The following is a 14150-nucleotide window of genomic DNA, read 5'->3' on the forward strand; positions in this document are numbered from 1 at the left end:
CTTTGATCAACATTTCAAGCAGGCAAACCGATGTCCGTAGCTCCTCTTTCTGTTACCGCGCCGGAAATCACTTCCGTCAAGCGCGCTTTGCTCTCCGTTTCCGACAAGACCGGAATCATCGACCTCGCCAAGGCTCTGGCCGACAAAGGCGTTGAGCTGATCTCCACCGGCGGCACCAGAGGCGCAATCGCAGAGGCAGGCATCCCGGTGAAGGACATTTCCGAAATCACCGATTTCCCGGAAATCATGGATGGCCGCGTCAAGACCCTGCATCCCCGCGTCCATGGCGGCCTGCTCGGTGCCCGCACCGTTGAAGCCCATGCGGCTGCGATGAAAGAGCATAACATCCCGGAAATCGACCTTGTGGTGGTCAATCTCTATCCGTTCGAAGAGACCATCAAAAAAGGCGCCGACTATGCGACCACCGTCGAAAATATCGACATTGGCGGTCCGGCCATGATCCGCGCCTCTGCCAAAAACCATGCTTTCGTCACCACCCTGGTTGACCCAAGCGACTATGCCGAACTGCTCGCGCTGATCAATGAGCATGGCGGCATGCCTTATGAAGCCCGCAAGCGCTTTGCTGCCAAGGCCTTCTCGCGCACCGCTGCTTATGATGCCGCGATCTCTGGCTGGTTTGCGCAAGAATTGGCGATCGAAGCCCCAACCTACCGCGCCTTTGGTGGCGAGCTGGCCGAAGTGATGCGCTATGGCGAAAATCCGCATCAAGAGGCAGGCTTCTACAAAACCGCCTCGACCCGTCCGGGTGTGGCCACCGCAACCCAGCTGCAGGGCAAACAGCTCTCCTACAACAACATCAATGACACCGACGCAGCCTTTGAGCTGGTCAGTGAGTTTGATCCGGCGGTGTCCTCTGCCGTTGCCATCATCAAGCATGCCAATCCTTGCGGCGTGGCCACTGGCACCAGCCTGAAAGAGGCCTACGAGAAGGCACTGGCCTGCGATCCGGTTTCGGCCTTTGGCGGCATCGTCGCCCTCAACCAGACCCTTGATGAAGAATCCGCCGCCGAAATCATCAAGATCTTCACCGAAGTGATCATCGCACCAGACGCCACCGACGCGGCGAAAGCGCTGATCGCAACCAAGAAAAATCTCCGCCTGCTGCTGACCGGCGGCATCGCTGATCCACGCGAGGAAGGCACCACCGTCAAGTCCGTCTCCGGTGGCCTGCTGGTTCAGTCCCGCGACAATGGCAATGTTGATGATCTCGATCTGAAGATCGTCACCAAGCGTCAGCCATCCGAGCAGGAACTGGCCGACCTGAAATTCGCCTTCCGCGTCTGCAAGCATGTGAAGTCAAACGCCATCGTCTATGTCAAGGATGGGGCCACCGTTGGTGTTGGCGCAGGCCAGATGAGCCGGGTCGATTCCGCCCGCATCGCCGCCCGCAAGGCCGAAGATGCTGCCGAAGCCGCAGGCATGGCCGAGCCGCTGACCAAAGGCTGCGTCGTCGCCTCTGACGCCTTCTTCCCCTTTGCCGATGGTCTGTTGGCTGCCGCTGCTGCGGGTGCCACGGCGGTCATCCAGCCTGGCGGTTCCATGCGTGATCAGGACGTCATCGATGCGGCGGATGAAGCCGGCCTCGCCATGGTCATGACCGGCATGCGCCACTTCCGACACTAAGCGTTTGGCAAAGCCAAACGCATAGCCATGCCGCGTCAAGCACAGCACGCTCAGCGACAGGTGTTTGCATTGCAAACACCGAAAGCCTGAAGACAATAAGACAAATCAAAACCCGGCGTCCCAAGGAGGCCGGGTTTTTACATGCCAGATTTCCTACGCAAATATCTAGCGCGGCTCCAGCCGGATCGCGCCATCAAGGCGGATGCTTTCGCCATTCAACATGTCATTGTCGATGATATGCAACGCCAGCTTGGCATATTCCGCGCCCTTGCCCAGCCGCGCCGGGAACGGCGTCTTGGCACCCAGCGACTCCACCACATCCGGCGGTAAACTATCAAACATCGGCGTATGGAACAGGCCCGGCATAATGGTGCAAACCCGGATGCCGAGCTGTGCCAGATCGCGGGCCACCGGCAAGGTGAACCCCATGATCCCGCCCTTCGAAGCCGAATAGGCCGCTTGCCCCATCTGCCCGTCGGTCGCCGCAATCGAAGCGGTGTTGACCACCACCCCTCGACCGCCATTGTCATCCATCGCCGCTTCGCCCGCCATGCCGGTGGCGCATTTGGTGATCATGTGAAAGCTGCCAACCAGATTGACCTGAATGACCTTGGAAAAGAGCGACAGGTCATGAGACTTGAAAAGACCGGTCTCGCGATCCTTGCCAACCGTTTTCTTGCCCGCCACGATGCCCGCGCAATTGACCAGCACCCGTTCTTGTCCATGGGCGGCGCGGGCGGCGGCAAGACCGGCATCCACGCTTGCTTCATTGGTCACATCCACCAGACAGAAGAGACCACCAATGGCTGCAGCCACCTTCTCTCCACGCTCGCCATTCATGTCGAACAAGGCCACTCTTGCCCCCTGAGCGGCCAGAGCCCGAGCGGTTGCTTCCCCCAGTCCCGACGCGCCGCCAGTGACGATTGCCGCCATCCCTTTTGTAATTTTCATTTTGCTGTCCTCTCCTCCTGCTTGGCTTTTTGAAAGGACATTACCAACTTTTACGTAGACGTCAAATGCATAAAATAAGATAAATAATTACAATATGATATGTAAATATCACTCAGAAGCACCAAGACAATAAAACCAAAAATCTGCAATAAATCGTGCGAGCCGTGTCACAAATCTGCCCCCGCGAACGTCATGTTGGTATCACGATCAAAAACGAGGATACGGACAATGAGTCAAACCAACCCCGTCAATTTCTACTCCGAAGCAGAAACACTTGTGCCCCATCTGGTCGCCATTGAGACCGAGCTGGGCAACCACGCCAACCGGAAGCTCAACCATCTGGTGGCCCTGCGTGCCTCCCAGATCAATCAATGCGCCTATTGCGTTCAGATGCATGTCAGGGAAGCCTTGGCCGACGGAGAAAGCCAGGAGCGTCTTGACCGCCTGATTGTCTGGCGTCATGTTTCAGACTTCAGCCCGGCGGAAAAGGCGGTCTTTGCCTATACGGAAGCTTTGACAAACCCACACCCCGATGTGGATCTCTCACCCCTGCGCGGTGCGCTGCGCGAGCATTTTGACGACCAGGCGATTGCCTATTTGACAGCCAAGATTGCCATGATCAATCTGTGGAACCGCATTCAGATCGCCAATCATTGATAGACACGGTTCCATGACCAACAGATCCAACGATCAGATTTTCACGAGAACCAGACCCATGTTAATGGGTCTGGCCTATCGCATTCTCGGCTCGCATCACGATGCCGAGGATGTGGTTCAGGATGTCTATGAAACCTGGTTAACCAAAGCCGCTGATGATACCATCCAAAAGCCGGAAAACTGGTTGGCCCTTGCCTGCAGCCGCAAGGCGATCGATCGGTTAAGAGCGCGCAAAAGGCAACGGGAAACCTATCCCGGCGAATGGCTGCCAGAACCGGTCCGGACCGATCAGGAAGAAAGTGCGGAACATCAGATCCTGCTGTCTGAAAGCCTGACAACTGCCTTTCTACTGGTTTTGGAGAAACTCACTCCGAAGGAACGGGCCGCCTATTTGCTGCGCGATGTGTTCCAGACCGACTATCAGGACATTGCCGATCTGCTCGCCATCGAGGCCACCACCTGTCGCCAGCTTGTCAGCCGGGCGCGCAAACGTCTCACACTAGAGCGCGACCATAAAGCCCCCCCACCTCAACAACAAAAACAGCTGGTCTCGGCCTTCCATCAGGCCATAACGGACGGCAATTTGGACGGTCTTCGCTCCCTGCTTGCTGCCGATGTGTCTCTTTATGCCGATGCGGGTGGCAAGGCCACATCCATCAGCAAACCGGTCTTCGGGGCCAAGGCAGTCGGCAAATTCTTTGACAAGGTGCTGCTGCCCATTTGGCAGGAAAGCAATGGCATCCTTGCGGATATCGAGTTGAACGGCCAACCGGGTCTGACCCTTCACATCGATGGAAAGCTCGATTCAGCCATCACTTTTGCCTTTGATTCCAACCGGCAGGTGGAAGGTATCTTCATCATTCGCAATCCCGACAAACTGGCGCGTCTTGATCGCACGGTGCCCCTAACATGACTGGTGGCCTGACTGGTGGCCTGACTGGTGCCTGACTTGCGCAAGGAACCAATGCCCCCCATATCTGAAAGGAAACAAGTCAGAGGGGACCCTGCGTGAGCCATCGCCATTATACCGAGGATGAACTGGAGCTTTTGCCACCCGAACAGGCGGCTGAGGATGAAAAGGGCCATCGCGACGCCAAGACCGCCCGCAAGGCATCCGAGGTCCGCAAACAATTCTGGTCCGTCATCGCCAAGGCCGCCAAGCAGCTCCCGATCATCGAGGAAATTGTCGCGGGTTACTATTGCGCCTTTGACCGCAACACTCCCTTCAAGGTGCGCCTGACCCTAATTGGGGCGCTGGCCTATTTCGTCCTACCGCTCGATGTCGTGCCCGATTTCATCGTCGGCATTGGCTTTGCCGATGATGTCGCCCTGCTGACTTATGTGCTCAAAACCGTGCACAACAACATCACCGACACCCACCGCCTGCGGGCCAAGCAGGCCCTGTCCGAGCATGACATTCATGTCGAGCGATAATTGGGCTCATCGAATGCAGGGCAGCTTTAAAGGGTAATCACCACTTTGCCCTTCACTTCCCTATTTTGAATGGCGGCAATGGCCTTGGCGGTGTCTTCTAATGGATAGCTCTGGTGCAAATGCGGCTTCAGCTTGCCCTCACTCACCCATTGCATGATCAAGGCCATATTCTGTGCATGCTCTTCGGGGTTGCGGACGATTGCCTCGCCCCAGAAGACGCCGAGCAGATCAACGCTTTTTAGCATCACCAAATTGAGCGGCATTTTCGGGATCGTGCCGGAGGCAAAGCCGATCACCAGAAAACGCCCATACCAGCCGGTTGCCCTGAGCGCCGCTTCCGCCAGATCCCCGCCGACCGGATCATAAACCACATCGACCCCGTGCCCTTTGGTCAGGCCCTTCAGCGCCAGTTTCAAATCACCAAGCTTGTAATTGACCCGCAAATCAGCGCCATGGACCTCGCACAGATCAAGCTTTTCATCGGACGAGGCACAGGCGATCACCCGCGCGCCCATCAGCTTGCCGATCTCCACCGCCGCAAGCCCGACCCCGCCAGCCGCCCCAAGCACCGCAAGGGTCTCCCCCGGCTGCAGCTTCGCCCGGCTTTTCAGCGCATAGATGGTCGTGCCATAGGTGATCATCAGCCCGGCGGATTGCTCAAACTCCATAGCCTCGGGCATCAGGATGGCTTCCTCCGCATTGACCACCACATACTCCCGCGCCCCGCCCCAGCGGATATAGGCAAGGACCCGCTCGCCGATGCGGGCCGGATCCACACCCGCACCGACCGCTTCGATCTCACCGGAAATCTCGCCTGCGGGCGAGAAGGGCAAATCGGGCGTATATTGATATTTGTTGCGAATGATCAGCGTGTCGAAAAAATTGAGCGCCGCCGCCCGGACCCGGATCAACACCTGCCCCTCTTCGGCCACGGGCTTGTCGATCTCTTTGAGAACCAGATTTTCGGCCGCCCCGAACGCCTCACACAGCACCGCGCGCATGCTTTCCTCCCTCAACAGGCAATGTCCTTCAAGGCCCGCCGATCACATAGGGTCCACGGCGGCCTTCCAGTGCTCTAGAGCTAGCATGCCGGGGCAGCGTCCAAAAGATCAAACCCGCCCCTTGCCCTGAAAGTCGAAGTGTGTGCCGCAAAGGAAAAGCATGGCCGCGCATGACACCGATCGGGCTTTTACACTGCCAGCCTTCCATTTTTGCATCTTTGAGGCTAGAAAAGCGCGACTTTCAAACATCAACTGCCCGCAAAAAAGGGCAGACAGGGCAAAAGGGACGAGAGAAACACATGCGGGGTTATTTCGCCATCGGCGTGGAAGGTTTGTCCAAGGAGGGCAATTTCGGCAATCTGGTGCGCACGGCCCATGCTTTTGGTGCCAGTTTCTTTTTCACGGTCGCAGCAGAACGCACTTTCAATCGGCCCGGCACCGACACCTCCCGCTCCTCTGATCATATCCCCTATTATCCATGGGACAATGCAGAAAGCATGCAGTTGCCCAAAGACTGCCGTTTGGTCGGTGTTGAGCTGACCGACGATGCGGTGGATTTGCCATCATTCCGCCACCCGACCAAGGCGGCCTATATCCTTGGACCAGAACGGGGCAACCTGACCGCCGCGATGCAGGAACGCTGCGAATTCATCATCAAGATCCCGACCCTTTTCTGTCTCAATGTCGCCACCGCTGGCGCGATCATCATGTATGACCGGGTCCAGTCGATGGGTGGTTTCACGGATCGTCCGGTGCGCGTTGGTGGCCCGGCGGAGCTCAGAACCCATCAGCATGGCAAACCCAAATTCCGCTCGGGCGTGCCAGACGCTCTTAAAGGCTAACACCCAAATTCGTCTCGAAAAGGACACTGTCTGCATGATCCCTGCCCGCTTTGCCCACATACTCTTTGGCCTGTTTCTCTCCGGCCTGATGTCCTTCATCGTCTCTGGCATCGCCACCTATCGCGCTTTGGGCCTGATGGATGGCTTCATGGGCGAATGGATCGGCTCATGGCTTTCTGCTTGGGCAGTGGCCTTTCCCTGCGTGCTTGTCGTGGCGCCAATTGCCCGCCGTCTGGTGGCCTTTTTGGTGGTCAAACCGGACCAACCCACAAGCTGATGGGCAAACTTCCCGCCGCAAGCCTGCCTTGCCCTTCTCCTGCCTTAATTGGCTTCAATTCTGCTTGGAAATTTTCAAAATCAGGGCCGTTTGACGCGGAAACCGTAAAATCCGAAGAAAGACAGCAATTTTTTCTTTGGCTTCACGGTTTGGTAACCCCGATCTTGGTAAATGTTGAATGAATGAACTGGAGCCACGTGCTCCTGATGGAATCCAGTCGAACGGCGACAGGTAGAGATGAAAAGCGTAAAAATCCTCGGTGCAGCCACCCTTTTCGCACTTTCCGCCACTGCAGCTTTTGCGCAGGGCGCAGCGACGCGTGTAGAGCAATTCAAGGACTGGGGCACATATGTCTTCAATGATCCGCAGCGCGGTAAGATGTGCTTTGCGGTCAGCCAGCCCAAGGACATGGAACCCAAGAATGTGAACCGCGATCCGGTTTACTTCTTCATCACCACACGTCCGAGGGAAGGTGTCCGCGAAGAAGTCAACGTGATCACCGGCTATCCTTACAAGGAAGGCTCCAAGACCACCATTGAAGTCGGCTCTGACCGCTTCACCCTTTACACCTCTGGTGATGGGGCATGGTTGGAAAATGCAGCCGAAGAAGCCCGTCTGGTTGGCGCCATGCGCCGCGGCTCTTCGATGATCGTGCGGGGCACATCCCGCCGTGGCACTCTGACCGTTGACACCTACTCCTTGTCTGGTGTCACGGCAGCCAGCCGCGCAGCGGTTGATCAGTGCAAATAGGCAAACAGCCGAGCTTCGGCCCGCACCTTGAAAAGACGAACGGAAAAAAGCGGCTGACAAGGCCGCTTTTTTGCATTATACACCCCACTTCATATTCACGAGCCACCCCCTGACAGGCCAGCCGCCATAATGGTGAAAGGCAAAAGGGCAAGGTTCTGGTCCGCTCCCATCTAAGACGCAATCGCGCGCGGGGCGGGTCGTTCCGGAATGGTGGCCTCCAAGGATCGCACAGAGGCGATCGGCCTTGAAAAGAGGAGCCTGCAGCCACACGCTGCAGCCAATGACCATGGATACTGCATCCCTTGCGGCAGACGCCGCCACGCCCGCTGCTGCCGACAATCCAGCCGCGTCTGAAACTGTCGCTATTGAAACCAGCCACGGTTATAGCTGGCCAGCCCTTGATCCGGACAAGCTCAATCTTGTCGGCATGGATCGCGACGATCTGGGCGAAGCCATGCGCCGGATCGGTGTTGCGGAAAAACAGATCCGCATGCGCGTTAACCAGCTCTGGCACTGGATCTATATTCGCGGCGCGACCTCGTTCGATCAGATGACCAACATCTCCAAGGATCTGCGCTCCAAGATGGCTCTGGTCTACACAGTAACCCATCCCGAACTGGTCGCCGAGCAGATTTCGGTTGATGGCACTCGCAAATGGCTGCTGCGTTTCCCGCCGCGCGGCGCTGGCAAGCCAGTGGAAGTGGAAACGGTCTATATTCCGGATGAAAATCGCGGCACCCTGTGTGTTTCCTCTCAGGTTGGCTGCACACTCAACTGCACCTTCTGCCACACCGGCACCCAGAAGCTGGTCCGCAACCTGACGTCGGAAGAAATCGTTGCCCAGCTGCGCGTCGCGCGCGAAATGCTCAATGACTTCCCCGAGCGTGAGCCGGAAACCGGAGCCATTGTGCCAAAGGCGGGGCGCTTCGTTTCCAACGTCGTGATGATGGGCATGGGTGAGCCGCTCTTCAACTATGACCATGTCAAAACGGCCATGCTGATCATGTCCGACGGTGATGGCCTGTCCATTTCCAAGCGCCGCGTCACCCTGTCGACCTCGGGCCATGTGCCAAATATCGAGCGAATCGGTGCGGAAGCGGGCTGCATGCTGGCCATTTCCCTGCACGCCACCAACGATGAGCTGCGCGACGAACTGGTTCCGATCAACAAGAAATGGCCTCTCAAAGAGCTGCTTGAAGCCTGCCGCACCTATCCCGGCGTCTCCAATGCCAAACGGATCACCTTTGAATATGTGATGCTCAAAGGGGTCAACGATTCCATTGACGACGCCCGCCAACTGGTCAAGATGCTGCGCGGCATTCCTGCCAAGATCAACCTCATTCCGTTCAACCCATGGCCGGGCACCCAATATGAATGCTCTGACTGGGAACAGATCGAGGAGTTTGCCGATTTCATCAACCGCGCAGGCTATGCCTCGCCGGTTCGCACGCCGCGTGGTCGTGATATTTTCGCCGCCTGTGGCCAGCTGAAATCGGAAACCGAGCGTCTGCGCAAGGTGGAACGGGACAAGCTCGAAGCCGAATTGGCCGCTTTGGAAAGAATGCGGCTGGCCAATCTTGCAGGCGACGGCCATGATGACGATATGGAAGGGGACGACTAGAAGCCCTTGCGGCTTCATTCTCCCGCCTCTGCGCACACACGCAAAATAACAGGACCAGACCAGTGAGCCTTTCCCGCATCATCGCCCGCCTTTTCATGGTGCCCATCGGCCTCATTCTGGCTTTGCTGGCGGCTGGGGTCTTTCTTGGATTTGCCCTGTTGGCAATGGACCCGAATTTCGCAGGCCCCGGCCCAGATCCGGTCTTTGAGAATGTTTTCTCGGTCTTTACCGGCGTCTTCATCGCTGGCATCTTCGGCTCGATCGGTTTCTACCCGATCCTGCTCGGCCTGATCGTTGCCGAGATTCTATCCTGGCGCAGTCTTTTTGTTTATCTCGCCTACGGCCTTATCCTGTCGCTGTTTGCCTTCCATGCACCGGGCGAACGGGTCGACGAGTTGGCCATTGCCCTTGATATTCGTGCCATGGCCGCAGGGCTGGTCGGCGGCTTTGTTTATTGGCTGGTGGCCGGCCGCGGCGCAGGCATCGTCAAACGCACTCCCGCCAACAAGCCCCGCAACCTTTAACGCCCAGTCGACAATCCGGCGCGGCACTCTCCGGCAAACAACGCCCGATTGTCTTCCAGCAAGCGCGATAGCCGCTCGATCATCGTGCGGATTTCTGGCCGATGACGATCATCGTCATTAACCACCAAATGCAGGCGAACCGTCAGCTCCTCAATCACATCACTGGCCCTTATGAGCTCCGGCGCAGCATCGCCAAGAAAGCAGGGCAAAACACTGCGCCCCTGCCCCGCTTTTATCATTTGGAACAGCACATGCGGGCTGTTGGTCCAGCCATAAATCTCTAGATCGTGCCGCTCATAGACCCACCGCTCTGAAGCAAAGCGCGCATCTTCCTTGCCCAGTGAGACCCAAGGGCGATCCGCATCCTCACCAAGATCCTGTGCTTGATAAACCGCATAGGCCACATGCACCGACGGACGCACAGCAAAATTGCCCGTCTGCGGCGGGTTGCTAATGATGGCAATATCGCTGTCCCGGTTGCTCATATTCAGGCCCTCATGGGCATCGAAACAGCAAAAACGAATATCCCCCGGACCGTGCGACAATGCCTTGTTCCTCTGAGCAAGAAACATCGCCAGCCACGAATCCCCCGCAATGCCGACAAAGGGATCGCCAAAGGCCCCGCTATGCCACTGCGTAATCGCGCCCGAGATTGTGGCCATTTCACGCACACGCTCAAGCAGGCAAATCCCATCAGCAGCCAGTTCATATCCGCGGCGCGAACGCTCAAACAAAATGCGATTCATTGTCCGCTCAAGAGCCAACATGCGCCGTCCGATGGTCGGCGCTGAAATGCCCGTGCGCGCCGACGCGGCCGACAGCCCCCCACCCTCGGCAACAATCAAAAACAGTTTCAGATCATCCCAACTTGCTTCCATCTCAGATCATTCCTGAATTGCACCACAGCCCGCACCTTTTAAGCCATGATTGGGCAGACAGTCACGGATCCTTGCCCCCGCTTCAACATGCATCCATGAAAAGCATCTTTCATTTGGCGCTCTACAGTTCGTTGCGATCCGGTGCTATTGTCACTTTAACCCGTTAAGTCGCTGTATTGCATCACCAAAATGCAAGCCAGCGACGAAAGGGAGCATCCCATGGCTCCGCATGCAGGGTTTACGTAATCGTCACCAGCCCCCTTCCCCATTGGAATGGACGCCCATCTTATGGCCGCCAATCCACGCGGACGCTTGCCTGCAAAAAATTAGGCCAGCGCCGCGCCGCAAAAGGAGATGACCAGAATGGAAAGCCTGCTCATTTGGAAACGCACCAGCCAGACTGACATGTCGCGCAATGACCCCTTTGCCGATCCCCTCGATCGCCCCGAATGGCAAGGGCTGATGCCACTTTTGCGGATCTATACCAGTCTCATCCGCTGAAAACACCCCAAAGCCCCACGACAGAGGCGTCATCCGTGCGCCTGTCGCCCTTCGCGTCTTCCCTTCTTTGCAAAAATCAGCTAGGACCGCGCAAACCCCTAGCGGACGCCAGCGCAAAGCACGGATCGGACGACAAGCATGATGGACGCCCTGATCAAGCCCCTGATAAGGGAAAGCAAAGACAATCCTGTCTATATGGCGCTGGTCATCACCGGCGCCCTGTCGCTATTGTTCCTGCTGCTGCCCACCCTCGATTTGTGGGTGTCCAATCTCTTCTTCAGTGAAACCGACGGATTCTGGGCCAAGCAGAGCTGGTTCTTTCAGCGCCTGCGCCGAATGGGCATTCTTTGGCCACGCCTGATCATTCTGGGATTGCTGCTGTTCCTCGTTGCCCGTCTCTTCGCGCCGCAACTGCGCAAGCTGATCTCCATTGCCCACGCCTTGATTCTCATCCTGACGGTTCTGCTTGGCACGGGACTGCTGGTCAATCTGGTCCTCAAGGACCATTGGGGCCGCGCCCGGCCAATCCAGACCGATGTCTTTGGCGGCCAATGGCCCTTCTCCGAAGTTTGGCTGATTGCTGGCAATTGCGAGAAAAACTGCTCCTTCGTGTCCGGCGAAGGGTCGATGTCCTTTTGGCTGTTCGGCCTGCTCTTTTTGGTGCCACTGGCTTGGCGCAAGGTGAGCTTCTGGATCATTCTGATCTTTGCCAGCCTGTTCTCCCTCAACCGCATCGCCTTTGGGGGTCATTATCTCTCGGACATTCTGCTCTCATGGTCCCTGACCGCTCTGGTCATGGCCCTGCTCTATCATCTCTTCTCGGATAAAAGCCCCCTTGGCTGGACACCGGAGCGGCTCGAAACCGCATGGGACAGGGCAGGTGCATGGCTTTGCAGCAAATGGGTCCCACCAAGCTGAGCAGAAGCGCGTAGCAAGCCCGATCATTTGCATCGATACCATCACGAAGATCGTGCAAACTGATTGGATTCAGACGGAAATTCGCTTCTCCCCCCCTTGCGCAGAACTATATAGCGCCTATAGTGCCGCCAGATATGCTGGAGACTGCATTCTCCTTCCAAATGACACAGGCGCTCACCTTCCCAGCAGCGCCGACAGCGAATCAGGTGAAATCGCATGGCTAAAAAAGGCGATATCAAAAAGGTCGTGCTGGCCTATTCCGGTGGCCTCGACACATCCATCATCCTCAAATGGCTCCAGACCGAATATGGCTGCGAAGTCGTGACCTTCACCGCCGACCTCGGTCAGGGTGAAGAGTTGGAACCAGCACGCAAAAAAGCCGAAATGCTCGGCATCAAGGACATCTATATCGAAGATGTGCGCGAAGAATTTGTCCGCGACTTCGTCTTCCCGATGTTCCGCGCCAATGCCCTTTATGAAGGCGTCTATCTGCTTGGCACCTCCATCGCCCGTCCGCTGATCTCCAAGCGTCTTGTCGAGATCGCCGAAGAAGTCGGTGCTGATGCTGTGGCCCACGGCGCAACCGGCAAAGGCAACGATCAGGTTCGCTTCGAGCTGGCCGCCCGCGCCCTCAACCCGGACATCCATGTCATTGCCCCTTGGCGGGAATGGGACCTGACCTCGCGCACCAAATTGCTGGAATTTGCCGAGCAGAACCAGATCCCCATCACCAAGGACAAGCGCGGCGAAGCGCCCTTCTCGGTCGATGCCAACCTGCTGCACACTTCATCTGAAGGCCGCGTGCTCGAAGACCCGGCTGTGCCAGCCGAGGAATATGTCTATTCGCGCACCTTGAGCCCGGAAGAAGCCCCCGATCAGGCCACCATCATCGAAGTCGGCTTTGAAAAAGGCGACGCGGTGTCCATCGATGGCGTCAAAATGACCCCGGCGGAAATCCTCACCAAGCTCAACCAGCTGGGCCATGACAATGGCATTGGCCGGCTTGATCTGGTCGAGAACCGCTTCGTTGGCATGAAATCCCGTGGCATCTATGAAACCCCGGGCGGCACCATCCTGCTGGCAGCGCACCGCGGCATCGAGAGCATTACGCTCGATGGCGGCGCAGCCCATCTCAAAGACAGCATCATGCCGCGCTATGCCGAGCTGATCTATAACGGCTTCTGGTACAGCCCAGAGCGTGAAATGCTCCAGGCGCTGATCGACAAATCTCAGGAATATGTCACCGGCACCGTCAAGCTCAAGCTTTATAAAGGCAATGCCGATGTCATCGCCCGCGACAGCGAGTTCAGCCTCTATAGTGAGGATCTGGTGACCTTTGAGGAAGGCGCGATCGATTATGATCACAATGACGCCGCTGGCTTCATTGAATTGAATGCCCTGCGCCTCAGAACCATCGGTTACCGCAACCGCAAGGCCAAATAGATCTTTGCAATGATGAAGATATGAGATTGGCGGGGCTTTGCTCCGCCTTTTTTGTGGGAGGCAGGATGACGCCGATCCTCAGACAGCATGAAGAAGCCGGCACGCTCTCTAGCGCGCTCTATTCCCCGTGCGAGACCTATCGCTATGCCCTGACGCGGCAATGGGACGAGAGCGGCAAAAAACTGCTCTTTATCATGCTCAATCCGTCCAAGGCAACCGAGCTGAAAAACGACCCCACCATCGAACGCTGCGAACGACGCGCACGCGCTCTGGGCTTTGGGGGCTTTCGGGCCTGCAATCTGTTTGCCTTCCGCGCCACCGATCCGCGGGATTTGAAAAAGGCCAAGGACCCAATAGGCCCGGACAATCTTTCCCAATTGATGCAAGCCGCCAGATGGGCCGATGTGATTCTGTGTGCTTGGGGAACCCACGGGGCGCATATGGGTCTGGGTCCGGCGATCAAATCCCTGCTTCTCTCGCAGGGCCACAGCTTGCAGCATCTGGGCCTCAGCAAAGAAGGCCATCCCCGCCACCCGCTCTATGTAAGCTACGAAACCCAGCTCGAACGCTGGCACTAAGAGGCGAAAATTTCACGAATGCAAGTTATAGCTGGGACAGCTATAGGCTCAGACAAGTCCAATCAATAGCGAGCTTGACGTAACGAGAACTTCTAATCAAAGTTAGTAGGGAATCAGCCAAGCGGTATTGC

The 14150-nt window shown here is 57.0% G+C and carries 16 protein-coding genes; 13 read left to right on the top strand and 3 right to left on the bottom strand.

Going from position 1 to position 14150, the window contains the following annotated elements; all coding sequences use genetic code 11:
- Positions 1-30: 30 nt before the first annotated feature.
- Complete coding sequence (purH, locus tag FDK21_RS08085) at positions 31-1644, top strand: bifunctional phosphoribosylaminoimidazolecarboxamide formyltransferase/IMP cyclohydrolase (RefSeq protein WP_138148119.1); 1614 nt, start codon at positions 31-33, stop codon at positions 1642-1644.
- Between the two features lie 165 nt (positions 1645-1809).
- Here the strand turns inward: purH and FDK21_RS08090 are convergent, their stop codons facing one another.
- The gene (locus FDK21_RS08090) at positions 1810-2595 is read right to left on the bottom strand and encodes an SDR family NAD(P)-dependent oxidoreductase (RefSeq protein ID WP_138148120.1); all 786 of its coding nucleotides are present in this window, start codon (positions 2593-2595) and stop codon (positions 1810-1812) included.
- Between the two features lie 228 nt (positions 2596-2823).
- Between FDK21_RS08090 and FDK21_RS08095 the strand changes: the two genes are divergently transcribed.
- From FDK21_RS08095 to FDK21_RS08105, 3 genes are all read left to right on the top strand, one after another.
- Positions 2824-3252, top strand: a complete 429-nt coding sequence (locus FDK21_RS08095; protein WP_114008316.1) for a carboxymuconolactone decarboxylase family protein — start codon at positions 2824-2826, stop codon at positions 3250-3252.
- Positions 3253-3265: 13 nt separating this feature from the next.
- On the top strand, positions 3266-4165 hold the full coding sequence (gene sigJ / locus FDK21_RS08100; RefSeq protein WP_138148121.1) for an RNA polymerase sigma factor SigJ: 900 nt from the start codon (positions 3266-3268) through the stop codon (positions 4163-4165).
- A gap of 134 nt (positions 4166-4299) precedes the next feature.
- Entirely contained in the window at positions 4300-4686 is a 387-nt protein-coding gene (locus FDK21_RS08105) for a YkvA family protein (RefSeq protein WP_114008641.1), read from the top strand.
- Between the two features lie 26 nt (positions 4687-4712).
- Here the strand turns inward: FDK21_RS08105 and FDK21_RS08110 are convergent, their stop codons facing one another.
- Entirely contained in the window at positions 4713-5687 is a 975-nt protein-coding gene (locus tag FDK21_RS08110; protein ID WP_138148122.1) for an NADPH:quinone oxidoreductase family protein, read from the bottom strand.
- 299 nt (positions 5688-5986) lie between these two features.
- On the opposite strand from FDK21_RS08110, the gene FDK21_RS08115 reads away from it, so the two are divergent.
- From FDK21_RS08115 to FDK21_RS08135, 5 genes are all read left to right on the top strand, one after another.
- A complete protein-coding gene (locus FDK21_RS08115; RefSeq protein ID WP_114008313.1) occupies positions 5987-6529 on the top strand; it encodes an RNA methyltransferase in 543 nt (180 codons plus the stop codon).
- 34 nt (positions 6530-6563) lie between these two features.
- On the top strand, positions 6564-6806 hold the full coding sequence (locus FDK21_RS08120) for a DUF2798 domain-containing protein (RefSeq protein WP_114008312.1): 243 nt from the start codon (positions 6564-6566) through the stop codon (positions 6804-6806).
- A gap of 237 nt (positions 6807-7043) precedes the next feature.
- Complete coding sequence (locus FDK21_RS08125) at positions 7044-7556, top strand: invasion associated locus B family protein (protein WP_114008311.1); 513 nt, start codon at positions 7044-7046, stop codon at positions 7554-7556.
- Positions 7557-7836: 280 nt separating this feature from the next.
- On the top strand, positions 7837-9177 hold the full coding sequence (rlmN, locus tag FDK21_RS08130) for a 23S rRNA (adenine(2503)-C(2))-methyltransferase RlmN (protein WP_138148123.1): 1341 nt from the start codon (positions 7837-7839) through the stop codon (positions 9175-9177).
- A gap of 62 nt (positions 9178-9239) precedes the next feature.
- Entirely contained in the window at positions 9240-9701 is a 462-nt protein-coding gene (locus tag FDK21_RS08135) for a hypothetical protein (protein ID WP_138148124.1), read from the top strand.
- On the opposite strand, the gene FDK21_RS08140 is transcribed toward FDK21_RS08135, so the two are convergent.
- Complete coding sequence (locus tag FDK21_RS08140; RefSeq protein WP_138148126.1) at positions 9698-10579, bottom strand: LysR family transcriptional regulator; 882 nt, start codon at positions 10577-10579, stop codon at positions 9698-9700. The two genes, FDK21_RS08135 and FDK21_RS08140, sit on opposite strands and share 4 nt — an antisense overlap.
- A 363-nt stretch (positions 10580-10942) precedes the next feature.
- Between FDK21_RS08140 and FDK21_RS20610 the strand changes: the two genes are divergently transcribed.
- From FDK21_RS20610 to FDK21_RS08155, 4 genes are all read left to right on the top strand, one after another.
- Positions 10943-11080: a hypothetical protein gene (locus FDK21_RS20610; protein ID WP_157967556.1), complete on the top strand. Its 138-nt coding sequence runs from the start codon at positions 10943-10945 to the stop codon at positions 11078-11080.
- Positions 11081-11218: 138 nt separating this feature from the next.
- On the top strand, positions 11219-11998 hold the full coding sequence (locus FDK21_RS08145) for a phosphatase PAP2 family protein (RefSeq protein ID WP_138148127.1): 780 nt from the start codon (positions 11219-11221) through the stop codon (positions 11996-11998).
- A 216-nt stretch (positions 11999-12214) separates the two neighbouring features.
- Entirely contained in the window at positions 12215-13441 is a 1227-nt protein-coding gene (locus FDK21_RS08150) for an argininosuccinate synthase (protein WP_138148128.1), read from the top strand.
- Positions 13442-13506: 65 nt separating this feature from the next.
- On the top strand, positions 13507-14019 hold the full coding sequence (locus FDK21_RS08155; RefSeq protein ID WP_138148130.1) for a DUF1643 domain-containing protein: 513 nt from the start codon (positions 13507-13509) through the stop codon (positions 14017-14019).
- Positions 14020-14150: the final 131 nt, after the last annotated feature.

The organism is Cohaesibacter sp. CAU 1516, assembly GCF_005771485.1.
In the GTDB taxonomy this organism is placed as follows: Bacteria; Pseudomonadota; Alphaproteobacteria; order Rhizobiales; family Cohaesibacteraceae; genus Cohaesibacter; species Cohaesibacter intestini.

Coding starts and splice junctions, on each gene's coding strand:
- purH (WP_138148119.1), top strand. CDS start 31: ATGTCCGTAGCTCCTCTTTCTGTTACCGCGCCGGAAATCACTTCCGTC.
- FDK21_RS08090 (WP_138148120.1), bottom strand. CDS start 2,595: ATGAAAATTACAAAAGGGATGGCGGCAATCGTCACTGGCGGCGCGTCG.
- FDK21_RS08095 (WP_114008316.1), top strand. CDS start 2,824: ATGAGTCAAACCAACCCCGTCAATTTCTACTCCGAAGCAGAAACACTT.
- sigJ (WP_138148121.1), top strand. CDS start 3,266: ATGACCAACAGATCCAACGATCAGATTTTCACGAGAACCAGACCCATG.
- FDK21_RS08110 (WP_138148122.1), bottom strand. CDS start 5,687: ATGCGCGCGGTGCTGTGTGAGGCGTTCGGGGCGGCCGAAAATCTGGTT.
- FDK21_RS08115 (WP_114008313.1), top strand. CDS start 5,987: ATGCGGGGTTATTTCGCCATCGGCGTGGAAGGTTTGTCCAAGGAGGGC.
- FDK21_RS08120 (WP_114008312.1), top strand. CDS start 6,564: ATGATCCCTGCCCGCTTTGCCCACATACTCTTTGGCCTGTTTCTCTCC.
- FDK21_RS08125 (WP_114008311.1), top strand. CDS start 7,044: ATGAAAAGCGTAAAAATCCTCGGTGCAGCCACCCTTTTCGCACTTTCC.
- rlmN (WP_138148123.1), top strand. CDS start 7,837: ATGACCATGGATACTGCATCCCTTGCGGCAGACGCCGCCACGCCCGCT.
- FDK21_RS08140 (WP_138148126.1), bottom strand. CDS start 10,579: ATGGAAGCAAGTTGGGATGATCTGAAACTGTTTTTGATTGTTGCCGAG.
- FDK21_RS20610 (WP_157967556.1), top strand. CDS start 10,943: ATGGAAAGCCTGCTCATTTGGAAACGCACCAGCCAGACTGACATGTCG.
- FDK21_RS08145 (WP_138148127.1), top strand. CDS start 11,219: ATGATGGACGCCCTGATCAAGCCCCTGATAAGGGAAAGCAAAGACAAT.
- FDK21_RS08150 (WP_138148128.1), top strand. CDS start 12,215: ATGGCTAAAAAAGGCGATATCAAAAAGGTCGTGCTGGCCTATTCCGGT.
- FDK21_RS08155 (WP_138148130.1), top strand. CDS start 13,507: ATGACGCCGATCCTCAGACAGCATGAAGAAGCCGGCACGCTCTCTAGC.